This window comes from Pseudobutyrivibrio ruminis CF1b, assembly GCF_000424005.1.
Classification (GTDB): Bacteria; Bacillota; Clostridia; order Lachnospirales; family Lachnospiraceae; genus Pseudobutyrivibrio; species Pseudobutyrivibrio ruminis_C.
The window spans coordinates 890,744-902,568 of sequence record NZ_AUJB01000008.1; the positions used below are offsets into that span (position 1 = coordinate 890,744).

Here is an 11,825-nt window from a genome sequence, read left to right on the forward strand (position 1 = left end):
AAGATACAATAATAGTCAATTACAGATTGAAAGGACTTAGGTTTTATGGCACTTGACGGAATTTCTATACATGCTTTGGTTCATGAATTTAATGAGAACCTTTTAAACGGGAAAATCAATAAAATATCTCAGCCTGAAAAGGAAGAGTTATTAATCACTATAAATACCCAAAATGGAAACAAAAGACTTTTAATTTCAGCAAACGCTTCTCTTCCATTTATGTATATAACCTCTGATAACAAGCCTGCTCCTGCCACAGCTCCAGGCTTTTGTATGCTTCTTAGAAAGCACATCGGTGCGGGTCGTATCATCGAGATTTCTCAGATGGAATTAGAGCGTGCTGTTCGTTTTAAAATCCAGCACCTCAACGAAATGGGTGACATCACTTTCAAATACCTTTATGTGGAGATAATGGGCAAGCATTCCAACATCATCTTCTGCAATGAGGACAATATGATTTTGGATGCTATCAAGCACGTTCCATCATCAGTCAGCTCTGTCCGCGAGGTACTTCCAGGCCGCGAGTATTTCATTCCAGCCCAGGAAGGAAAGATTAATCCTCTCACAGTTACTGAGGACCACTTTAAGAACACCGTATTAAAAAGAAGTGAATCCATCTTCAGAGCTATCATGTCATCCTTCATCGGAATCAGCCCTACTATCGCAAACGAAATCTGCTTCAGAGCAGGCATTGATTCTGATGCCAGCTGTGCCTCTCTTTTCGACGAGCACAAGGACGCTTTATATAAGAGCTTTTCCGATCTGATGAATGATGTTTCCTCAGATAAATATAATTACAACATGGTAATCGACGAAGCCAAGGGTGAGCCTGTAGAGTACGCTCCTGTTATCCTTTCCATGTATCAGGATAAATCTTCAAAGAGCTATGAAAGCATGTCAGAAGTGCTGGTAGATTTCTATGCAAAGAGAAACCAGTACACAAACATCAGACAGAAATCCTCTGATTTAAGAAAGATTATCTCAAATCATATCGAGCGAGCTTCTAAAAAGCTGGATTTACAGCTCAAGCAGCTTAAGGATACAGAAAAAAGAGACAAATATAAGATATACGGTGAGCTCCTTCACACTTACGGATACGAGGCGAAGCCTCAGGATAAATCCATTACTGTTATCAATTACTACAACAACGAAGAGCTTACCATTCCACTTGATCCAGATTTTTCAGCTTCTGAAAATGCCAAGAAATACTTCGACAAATACGCAAAGCTCAAAAGAACAGCCGAGGCACTTGATACTTATATCGAGCAGTCTCAGAATGAGCTGGAGCTTTTAAAATCAATCGAGACTTCTCTTAATATTGCAGAGACTGAGACAGACTTGGCTGACATCAGACGTGAACTTTCAGACCACGGCTTCATTAAGAAGCACTCTGGAAACAAAAAAGAAAAGGTAAAGAAAAGTAAACCTCTTCACTTCGTTGATGACAACGGCTTCGACATATACGTTGGTAAAAACAATTATCAAAACGATGAGCTTACCTTCAAATTTGCCACCGGAAATGACTGGTGGTTCCACACCAAGAAGATTCACGGAAGTCACGTTATCGTAAAGACGAATGGTAAAGAACTCCCTGACAGCACATACGAATATGCAGCTGAGCTTGCAGCTTACTACTCTTCTGGCCGAGACACCGATAAAGTAGAAATCGATTATCTCCAAAAGAAGAACGTAAAAAAGCCCGCCAGTGCTGTGGCAGGCTTTGTAGTCTATTATACAAATTATTCCATGGTTGTTACTCCAACCTTAGAGCACGTAAAACTGGTTAGCCAGGAATAAATTCAATGTGGACCTTAAATCTGGATGATTTTCCAGGTTTGGGTCCTCTTTTATTATGGCATCCACGTCGCTTGAGGCCAGCTCCAGTTCATCGGCATCCTGATAAATATCAGCCACTTTAAAACTAAACTCACCACTTTGTCTCACGCCAAACATATCTCCCGGACCTCGTAGCTTCAAATCCTCTCTGGCAATGTAAAATCCATCGTTAGATTTAAGCATAATATTCAGACGGTCACTTTGCTTATCATCCTTACTTTCATTCATCAGGATGCAATAGCTTTGAGCATCTCCTCTTCCTACACGACCTCTAAGCTGATGCAAGGCAGCCAGACCAAATCTGTTGGCATTTTCAATCATAATAACAGTAGCATTAGGCACATTTACACCAACTTCCACAACAGTAGTAGAAACCAGAATCTGTGTCTTGTGCTCAGCAAAATCAGTCATAACCTGATTCTTCTCGGCAGGCTTCATCTTTCCGTGAAGCACTCCAATCTCGTACTGATCCTTAAAATATTCCTTTAATTTCTTACTGTAATCAGTAACATTCTGTGCTTCTGTAGTCTCTGATGCCTCCACCAAAGGACAGATAATATAAACCTGATGGCCCTTCGCTATCTCATCTGAAACAAATTTATAGGCGGTAGGCCTCATGCTTTCCTTTATCACGCAGGTCTTGATTGGAAGTCTGTTGGCAGGAAGCTCCTTAATAGCTGAAACATGCATATTTCCATAGAGAATCATAGCCAGCGTTCTAGGGATAGGTGTAGCCGACATAACAACTATATGAGGATGATTTCCCTTTGATGAAAGCTTATCCCTCTGCTGTACTCCAAATCGGTGCTGCTCATCAGTGATAACAAGGGCTAAATCGCCAAACTCGCGCCCTTCTGATATAAGCGCATGGGTACCAATAATAAGACATGCATCGTTCTCATCCACAAGCTTTTGCATGGCCTTCTTCTCAGAAACCTTCATAGAACCTGTAAAAAGAGCCACCGGAATATCAAGCCCAGCCTCATTTATCCAGGTTACAAAAGTCTCATAATGCTGCTTTGCCAACACTTCTGTAGGAGCCATGATGGCAGCCTGATAACCCGAAAGAGCCACATCAAGCATAGCAAGAAAGGCCACTATAGTCTTTCCACTACCTACGTCTCCCTGAATAAGTCTCTGGGTAATATAATCTCCAGTCAAATCTGAAAGGATTTCTTCCAAAACCTTGGACTGATCATTAGTTAAAGCAAATTTCAAACCAGCTCTGAAATCATCCGCCTCTTTATGATGGGTAATCTGAAATTCGTTAGGGAACGAGACAGCATCCCCTTCCTGCAATCTGGAATTCAGAATAAAGAAAAACATCTCCTCGTAGGCAAGACGCTTTCTGGCAGCCACCAAATCCTCAAAGGTATCAGGAAAATGGTAGGTATTAATAGCCTTGGAATAAGACATAAGCCCATTCTTTTCCTCAAGCTCAGCAGGCAATCTGTTATCAGAAATCCTGCAGTGAGCAAGGGCCTCCTTAACAGCTTTCAACACCGCTGTGTTACCAAGCCCCTTTGTAAGGTGATAAATAGGCTGAATCTGATTTCTAAGCTCCATATACTTTTCAGGCTCGAAAATAGCTGGTTGGGACATCTTGAATCGTCCCTTATCAAATACCAGTCTTCCGTAGAATATATAGACTTTTCCTGGCTCAAAAGTACCTTTAAGGTAATTTGAATTGAACCAGACCAAATCTACCGGAATATCTCCACAGAAAGCTGTAGCCGAAAGCACATCCATCCTGTTCTTTGAACGAAAAGCCTTTGGGGATGTTTTGATTCGCCCTGAAATACTAATTAATGAATTGACACTATCCTTATCTGGTGCCTGTGGCTCTGGATAAACTAAATATGTACGTGGAAAAAAAAGGAGTATATCCTCAATGGTATATACTCCTAACTTATTAAAATATTTAGCTGTCTTTTCGCCAACACCTTTTATAGTGTCTACTGGTGACAACATTTCCATTACATTTACTCCACTGAAACAATGTAAGCGTAAACGGCCTGACCACCTTCAGAAATCTCTACCTCGAGATCTGGATACTTCTCTTCGATTTCCTTACCAAGTGCCTCAGCCTTTTCCTGGTCACTGCCTTCGCCCCAGTAAATAGATACAACAGCAGAATCCTCAGAAACCATCTCATCGATCATCTCCTTGAATGCTACAGAAATATCAGCATTTACTGAAAGAAGTCCTGAGTCGCCCATTCCCATCCAGTCATCCTTTGTGATCTCCTTGTCGTCGATCATAGTATCACGGACAGCGTAGGTAACCTGACCTGTCTTAACATTCTTGATTTCCTCAGTCATGTTAGACTCATTATCCTCAACGCTAGCGTCTGCATCGAAAGAAATAAGAGCTGTAATACCCTGTGGAATAGTCTTTGTAGGGATAACTACAATCTTCTTATCCTCGCAGATAGCAGCTGCCTGATTTGCAGCAAGGATAATATTTTTATTGTTAGGTAATACAAAGACTGTCTTTGCATTAACCTTTTCTACTGCGCTAAGAATATCATCAGTACTTGGGTTCATTGTCTGACCACCTGGAATCATGTAGTCGCAACCAAGCTCTGTGAAAATAGATGTAAGGCCTTCACCTGTAGCAATAGAAACGAATCCCATTTCCTTTGCTGGCTCTGAAGGAGCAGCCTTTGTCTCTTCCTTAGTCTCTGTAGCCTCATCACCAATCTTAATATCACTAACTGCACCAACAGAAAGTGACTGAATCTTAGACTGAATCTCTTTAATCTGGTATGTAGCAAGTGGCTTGTCTGTTTCGATAACAAACTCAATAGTAGTCTTAACCTTTTCAGGCGCCTTAACAACACCTTCACCAACTGCTACTGGCTCGTAGTCTACTTCCTTACCAATGAGAGCATCATAAGCACCCTGAAGTACACATACAAGACCCTGTCCGCCGGAATCAACTACACCAGCCTGCTTAAGAACAGGTAACATATCTGGAGTCTTTGCAAGAACAGCCTCTGCCTCAGCGATAACTGCCTCAGCGAACTCAACGATATCATCTGTCTTACCCTTCATCTCAGCAGCCTTATCAGCAGCACCTCTTGCAACTGTAAGAATAGTACCTTCCTTAGGCTGCATAACAGCCTTGTAAGCTGTCTGAACGGCTTTTTCAAAAGCCTCTGCTAAAATATCAACTGTTACCTCATCATAATTAGCCATGACCTTTGTAAGACCACGGAAAAGCTGAGATAAAATAACACCTGAGTTACCTCTTGCTCCACGAAGTGAACCAGAAGAAATAGCCTTTGAAACTGTCTTCATATCTGCATCCTTAAGCTCAGAAACAGCATTTGCTGCAGACATGATAGTCATTGTCATATTGGTACCTGTATCACCATCAGGTACAGGGAAAACGTTTAACTCATTTATCCATTCTTTTTTAGCTTCGAGATTTCTTGCTCCCGAAAGGAACATCTTTGCTAACAAAGACGCATCGATAGTTTGGATCTCCACTATAAATTGCCTCCTTAATCGATAACACGTACGCCTTCGACGTATATATTGATTGTATCTACATTTAATCCTGTAAATGATGATACCTTGTACTTAACTGTTTCAATAAGATTCTCAGCTACTGCCTCAATGCTGACACCATAAGAAACAATAACATGAAAATCAAGCGATATAGCGTTGTTCTCATCGATAGAAACGCTGATACCGTGATTTAAATAATCCTTCTTTAAAAGCTTAACCAAGCCGTCTTTCATATTAACAGCTGCCATACCAACAATGCCGAAGCACTCTACAGCAACTGAACCAGCATAGGTCGCAATTACGTCTGTGTCTATAACAATCTTACCAAGTTCTGTTTCCATTTGACCTTGCATAAAATTCAACCTCCAAATTCGCATATTTCTTCATGATGAAGTAATTATATACTAATCTGAGAAAAAATAAAAGCCACTCCCCATAAAGAGTGACTTTCAATATCGTGTCATGTAAGATTAAGCACGCTCAACCTTGCCAGAACGTAAACAAGAAGTACATACATATAACTTCTTAGGTGTTCCATTCACATTACACTTAACGGACTTCACATTAGACTTCCACATATGATTGGATCTTCTATGAGAATGGCTCACATTGTTACCGAAATGAGCGCCTTTTCCACAAACTGCACATTTTGCCATGATTGCACCTCCTTGTAAAATATTTCAAAAACCAAGTTGCTTCGAATTAAGCAACAAATGGATTATAGCAAAGCAATTTAGAAATTGCAATCATTTTTTCCTAAATAAATATGAATAATTGCTATTTTCCAAAATAAGCATCGAAAACACTAGCTGCCAGAGGGGCTGCATACTTGCTGCCATAGCCTGCTCCCTCCATAATTACTGCGATTGCTAACTTCTTGCCATTTTCATCCTTGGCATAACCTACAAACCAGGAATGAGTAATCTTTTTATTCTCAGTATACTCGGCAGTACCTGTCTTTCCATATACCTTTAAATCGCCAAAATCCACCTTTTCCGCTGTTCCGTCTGTAACAACAGCTTCCATATACTCATTTAGCAAATCAGCCTCTCTGCTTGTAATAAGAGGCCCATATGATACAGGCTCTGTCTCGCTAACCACTTCCCCATCATCACTGATTATACGGTCCACAATATAAGGCTCCATCAGCTGGCCATTATTAGCAATAGCCGAAACAAGCATACACATATGAAGGGGCGACACTGTAGTCTTTCCCTGACCGATGGCTGTCTGGGCCACAATGCTCTCCTTCGTATCACTATTAATAGAGAACTTGGAAGCTTTTGTGCCATTAATCATGGTAGGCAAAGTATCATTAAACAATAATGCTTCTGCCGTAGACTGGAATTTACCCCTGTCTATTTCCACACCCATAGCCGCATAGGCACTGTTGCAGGAATTAGAAAAGGCCTGCAGCAAATCCTCCTGGCCGTGAGACTTGTTGCTACTGCAGTGGATAGTGTAATCATCCACGTCAAACTTTCCATTACATTTATAAGAAAAATCAGATGGGTCATATCCATCTCTTAAATAAGCAAGAGTAGTCACAATCTTAAAGGTGGAGCCCGGAGGATAAGAACCGTTTGTAGCTCTGTTTAAAAGGGCTGAGTCACCTTTTTCGCTGTCATTTATATCATCCCAGTATTTATCGATAGTATTAGGATTATAGTCAGGCTTAGACACCATGGCGATGACTTTACCTGTGTCTGGATCTATGGCTATAACTGCCCCATCAAACATTCCAAGCCCGTCGTAAGCCGCTTTCTGGGCGTCGTAATCCAGTGTAGTGTAAAGACTGTCACCCATACTTTTCTTCCCAGTGAGACTGTTATTAATCTGGTCAGAAAGCGTAATGTGGCTCTTCAGTAAATCAAAGGAATAATAGGCTTCCAATCCTGCCATACCGTGGCCTACATAGCCAACAGCATGGGAAAACAGCCTCTCGTCTGGATAGACACGTACTTCCTTACCTTCTTCATCCTTGGTAGTCTTGGCAATAGCTCTTCCATCTGCGGTGTAAATACTTCCGCGCTCCACATCATCTGCAAATACAGAAAATCTGGAATTGTAGGAATTATAAATAAAGCTGTTTGCATCGACCACAAGAAATCGCACGAAATAAGAAATCATTCCCACAAAAAGAATCCCAAATATTACAGCTGTAACATATATTTCTTTGCGAATTGATTTCTTGTTGTGATTATTAGTCATATCTTCTTCTGCCTTTCGCTGAAACCCATAAATCATCGGAACATTCAGCTATGAAAAATCCTGTAAACATAGATACCAGTGAGCTTCCACCATAACTGATAAATGGCAAAGTAACACCGGTAGAAGGAATAAATTTAATAACGCCTCCTATATTTAATACAGTCTGAATAGCAAAAATAATAGCCAGGCCGCTTACCACCAGCATGTAAAAGCTGCTGGAACAGTTAAAAGCCATATTAAGGAACATCACTGTAGAACACATGTAAATAATAATGAGACAGATGGCCACAACCGCTCCCATTTCCTCTGAAACAGCCGCAAAAATAAAGTCCGATAAAACTACTGGAATCTTGGCTGGCATACCATTACAAATGCCTGAGCCCAGCCATCCACCAGTGCCGATGGCAAACAAGGACTGGGAAATCTGGTACCCCTGATTGTCTACTACAGAAAGCGGATCAAGCCATGCTATAAATCTGGTCTGGATATGAGGAAACGTATTAAAAGCAATAATGCCTCCTATGATAGCTCCACCTATTTCCAGACCCAGTAAAATATAATTTTTGTATGCAATAAATGTAAGAAATACATAGGCCACCAGGAAAATAAGGGCTGTTCCCAAATCCTTGGAATGAACCAGCACCAGTACATGAATACCTGCACCTATGGTAGAAAACAGATAACCTCTGAAATCTCTAAAAGTAACTATGCAGCCTGCTATGAAAAACAGGTAAGTAAGCTTCACTATTTCACTTGGCTGAATACGAATGCCCAAAACATTAAATGAAAGTCTGGCACCATATTCAACATTTCCAAGGAAGCTGATTGCCAGCAGCGAAACAATACCTATAGCTGCAAATATAAACAGATATCGTGAAATCTCTAGGATTTTTCTAAGAATGAATATAACTGCAGTAGCCACAATCAAAGCAAAAACGCCATTGATAAGCTGGCGGATAGATTTATTAAAGTTCAATCTCTCAATAAAGATAAAACTAAAACAAAGCATCAACAGCACATTATTAATCAGTGCCTTTGAAGCAGGCACTGACAGATTGTTTAAAATAATGGCTATAACTGCCAGGAATAACAGTTGAATAATAGTCGTAAGAATTATGTAGGGATTTTCCTTTGCAAAATAAACAACAGCTGCCGAATTGCAAAGAAATAAAACTATCATAACAGCCTGAATCGTGGTAAGAATACTGCTCACTGCCTCGTTTAACTTAGGCTCGAACATCTGAATCAGGTCTATAACAGTGAATATAATAATATAAGATAATATTGTAATTCTGGAAAAAGAAGTAATTACGCTAACCACTTTACTCTACGCCTCTTTTTAAATGTCCTTTTGTGTAATCTTCTTTAATATGAACCATCTGATTATTGTTAAATACATTATCGTAAATACGAAGTATCTCCTGAGTCTCTTTATAATCCTCCAAAGTGAAATCAAGTCTGAATTCCCTGACACCAAGTCCAAGTAAATCATCCTTCAAATCAAAGGCAATATACTTCTTGCTATTGTAGATAGTGTTGTAGCAATAATCGCAGTTGCACTTGATTATATGGTTTTCATTTTTACGGTCTACAAGAGTGACCGTATCATTATTTTTCTTGCAGCCCACTGTGTTTTTAATAGTGCAGTTGGCTGTAATCATCATAGGAATACGGCTATATACTATCATCTGTGAATTAGCATTATCTCTGTGCTTTAATTCCTTTAAGGAAAGCTCATAGGAAATGCAGTCACGATGTAAACCAAGAGCTCTAAAGCCCTGAATGCTACGGTTGTTAAAAGTATAAAGCCTGTGATCAAGAATAACCTTCTCGAAAGGATATCCCATATCTTTAAGCCAGCCTAATTCATCAAATGATGCAGCAATAACTCCAGCCGCTGTATCTGGAATGGAAATATCAGTATATTCTGCTCTTAAAATAGGTGGCAGATAAATATATAAATCTCCATCAAAAATTCCGCGGGCTTCATTATATAAGTTAGCTGGTACAGCAATTGATTTTATGAAAGAAAAATCAGCTGCTGCCTTAAGCTGCTCAATAGTGGATACCGTAACAAAAGTATCCTGCCTCTGAGAAAGATTTCCCTTAAATGTAAGTTTCTCAAATTCGTTGATGGTAGGATTAGAAACCTCTCCTGAAATATTAGTCAAAAACTTTTCAACAGCTTCTCTTCTGGCATTTTTAATCACAGATACAGGAAGGAAAATATCATCATCAACATCTATATCAAGCTTTCCTAATTCCAAAGGTGTATTTCCAAGACCAGAAACAGCCTTTTCAATATCTTCTCTTGAAGTAGGCTTTTTGCTAGCCTTTTCAATAATCTGACCTACAGCAGAACCTTCATGTCCTTCATTATCGTAAAAACGAACTGAAAATTCTTCTCCAAGTAGTGCTTTAACTCGACAGTCCACCTTAATCTTAGATGAATTCTCATAGGCAATATCTGTATCAGCCTTTGTATGTGATGGTGCCTCAAAAGTAATCATTTCTGGCCCATTATGCTTGTGTAAATAAAGATCTGTGAAACCACTTCTGTTTCCGTAATCAAGAAGCTTCTGGATATCCTCCTGAGAAACAGAATAATTGCGAGCACCTTTATATAAATATTCATCCAGATAATGTCTGTAAACACTAACTACACCTGTAGCATAAGAAAGCTGCTTCATACGTCCTTCAATCTTAAAGGACATGACTCCAGCCTCAATCATCTCAGGCAGATAGTTTATAGTGCAGAAATCCTTTGGTGAAAGAATGTAATTTCCTTTTTTATTAAGCTTCTTGCCATTCTCGTCGAAAGCATCATATGGCAAACGACAAGGCTGAGCGCAGCGGCCTCTGTTACCAGAGCGGCCTCCCAAAATTGAAGACATGAGACACTGACCTGAATAGCAGACACAAAGAGCTCCGTGAATAAAGCTCTCTATCTCCAAATCAGGGCACATCTTGTGAATCTTTGAAATCTCCTCACAGGAAATCTCACGGGCGGTAACTATTCGTGCAGCCCCTAAATCCTCTAATAACTTTGCACCATAGCCTGTGCAGGTGCTCACCTGGGTACTTACGTGAATGTGAGTATCTGGAAAATACTGGCGTATAAAATTGAAGACGCCAAAATCCTGAACAATAAATGCATCAATGCCATTTTCTACATAGGCTCGAAGGTATTTGTATAAATCACCTTCTATCTCAGGATTTTTAAGAAGTGTATTAACTGTAAGATATGCCTTTTTCCCATGAAGATGGGCATAATTAATGGCCTCTGCAGCCTCTTCAATAATGAAATTCTTAGCATAGGCTCTGGCTCCAAATAAATCGCCACCGAAATAAACGGCATCAGCGCCTGCATCTACCACTGCTTTGAAGATTTGTAAGTCACCAGCTGGTGAAAGTAATTCTAATTTGTTCATAAAATTCCTTTATAAAAATGAAAATAAAAACGAGTCCCTATGAAGGGACTCTGATTAATTGTCTGATAACGAACCTAGAAGAGCATCCTCTAGGGAAGCCTCAAGCTTTGTCTTTTGAAGAAGAAGTTCTTTGTTCTCCTTCTCAAGCTTTGCAATAGTCTCTTCTAATGTCTCAGTTTTCAGCTGAGCTGAAATTAAATCATGCTTAAGATTGTATATTTCTTTGTCACGAATATCCAAATCTGACTCCAGAGATTCAACCTGTGTTTTGGCCTTGAAGTAGTCGTCAGCAATATTCAGCTCTAATAATGTTGCTTTAAGGTCAGCTGAAATACGCTTATAACCATCAATCGAATTAAACTCATCAAGCTTAGAATTGATGTAATTAGCTACGCGCTGAAGATATTCTTCCTCCTCGTAACCACTTAACGTATATACTTTTCCGCCTATAAGCACCTTTGCGCTTTTCTCGGAAACCATAACGCATCCTCCCGTCAGAAATTCAATATTTATTATAGCTATCTTTGTATGTAAAAACAAGAGAACTATACGATACAAATTGAATTTCTAACAAGAAAAATGATTATTCATGCAAAATTACTGTGGCACCATCCATCAGTCCCACTTCCTCCAAAGTCTTCTCGCCTTTTATAGCTGATTTTGCCACATCGCAGCTAAACGCAAAACTATCAGCATTATTAACATCAAGCCCCAGACCGATGCCTTCATTCAAGGCATAAATCAGTTCATCACATGTAAGAGACTTTGGAACTTCAATATCCTGTTTGCTGTCACCCCAACAAAATTCAATTATCATTTTATCCTTCATAAT

At 39.7% G+C, this 11,825-nt stretch carries 10 protein-coding genes; 1 reads left to right on the forward strand and 9 read right to left on the reverse strand.

Annotated elements, in window-relative coordinates; translation table 11 throughout:
- Positions 1-45: 45 nt before the first annotated feature.
- Positions 46-1,797, forward strand: coding sequence for an Rqc2 family fibronectin-binding protein (locus G592_RS0106460; RefSeq protein ID WP_028247104.1), 1,752 nt, complete (start codon positions 46-48; stop codon positions 1,795-1,797).
- Here the strand turns inward: G592_RS0106460 and recG are convergent.
- From recG to G592_RS0106505, 9 genes are all read right to left on the reverse strand, one after another.
- Positions 1,765-3,813, reverse strand: a complete 2,049-nt coding sequence (gene recG / locus G592_RS0106465; protein ID WP_028247105.1) for an ATP-dependent DNA helicase RecG — start codon at positions 3,811-3,813, stop codon at positions 1,765-1,767. The two genes, G592_RS0106460 and recG, sit on opposite strands and share 33 nt — an antisense overlap.
- A 5-nt stretch (positions 3,814-3,818) precedes the next feature.
- Entirely contained in the window at positions 3,819-5,330 is a 1,512-nt protein-coding gene (locus G592_RS0106470; RefSeq protein WP_051194783.1) for a DAK2 domain-containing protein, read from the reverse strand.
- A 14-nt stretch (positions 5,331-5,344) separates the two neighbouring features.
- Positions 5,345-5,704, reverse strand: a complete 360-nt coding sequence (locus tag G592_RS0106475; protein ID WP_028247107.1) for an Asp23/Gls24 family envelope stress response protein — start codon at positions 5,702-5,704, stop codon at positions 5,345-5,347.
- A gap of 117 nt (positions 5,705-5,821) precedes the next feature.
- Complete coding sequence (rpmB, locus tag G592_RS0106480; protein ID WP_015549663.1) at positions 5,822-6,007, reverse strand: 50S ribosomal protein L28; 186 nt, start codon at positions 6,005-6,007, stop codon at positions 5,822-5,824.
- Positions 6,008-6,128: 121 nt separating this feature from the next.
- Entirely contained in the window at positions 6,129-7,598 is a 1,470-nt protein-coding gene (locus G592_RS0106485; protein ID WP_081660321.1) for a peptidoglycan D,D-transpeptidase FtsI family protein, read from the reverse strand.
- Entirely contained in the window at positions 7,555-8,883 is a 1,329-nt protein-coding gene (locus G592_RS15830; RefSeq protein WP_051194784.1) for an FtsW/RodA/SpoVE family cell cycle protein, read from the reverse strand. Before G592_RS15830 ends, G592_RS0106485 begins: the two co-directional genes overlap by 44 nt.
- 1 nt (position 8,884) lies before the next feature.
- Positions 8,885-10,993: a peptidase U32 family protein gene (locus tag G592_RS0106495; protein ID WP_028247109.1), complete on the reverse strand. Its 2,109-nt coding sequence runs from the start codon at positions 10,991-10,993 to the stop codon at positions 8,885-8,887.
- 54 nt (positions 10,994-11,047) lie between these two features.
- Complete coding sequence (gene zapA, locus G592_RS0106500; RefSeq protein ID WP_028247110.1) at positions 11,048-11,473, reverse strand: cell division protein ZapA; 426 nt, start codon at positions 11,471-11,473, stop codon at positions 11,048-11,050.
- A 103-nt stretch (positions 11,474-11,576) separates the two neighbouring features.
- Positions 11,577-11,822 carry a hypothetical protein gene (locus G592_RS0106505; RefSeq protein WP_028247111.1) on the reverse strand — a complete coding sequence of 82 codons (246 nt, stop codon included), beginning with the start codon at positions 11,820-11,822 and terminating at the stop codon, positions 11,577-11,579.
- Positions 11,823-11,825 lie beyond the last annotated feature (3 nt).

Bases quoted from the DNA above. Each gene is read 5' to 3' on its own strand.
- G592_RS0106460 (WP_028247104.1), top strand. From the start codon at position 46: ATGGCACTTGACGGAATTTCTATACATGCTTTGGTTCATGAATTTAAT.
- recG (WP_028247105.1), bottom strand. From the start codon at position 3,813: ATGGAAATGTTGTCACCAGTAGACACTATAAAAGGTGTTGGCGAAAAG.
- G592_RS0106475 (WP_028247107.1), bottom strand. From the start codon at position 5,704: ATGCAAGGTCAAATGGAAACAGAACTTGGTAAGATTGTTATAGACACA.
- rpmB (WP_015549663.1), bottom strand. From the start codon at position 6,007: ATGGCAAAATGTGCAGTTTGTGGAAAAGGCGCTCATTTCGGTAACAAT.
- G592_RS0106485 (WP_081660321.1), bottom strand. From the start codon at position 7,598: ATGATTTATGGGTTTCAGCGAAAGGCAGAAGAAGATATGACTAATAAT.
- G592_RS0106495 (WP_028247109.1), bottom strand. From the start codon at position 10,993: ATGAACAAATTAGAATTACTTTCACCAGCTGGTGACTTACAAATCTTC.
- zapA (WP_028247110.1), bottom strand. From the start codon at position 11,473: ATGGTTTCCGAGAAAAGCGCAAAGGTGCTTATAGGCGGAAAAGTATAT.
- G592_RS0106505 (WP_028247111.1), bottom strand. From the start codon at position 11,822: ATGAAGGATAAAATGATAATTGAATTTTGTTGGGGTGACAGCAAACAG.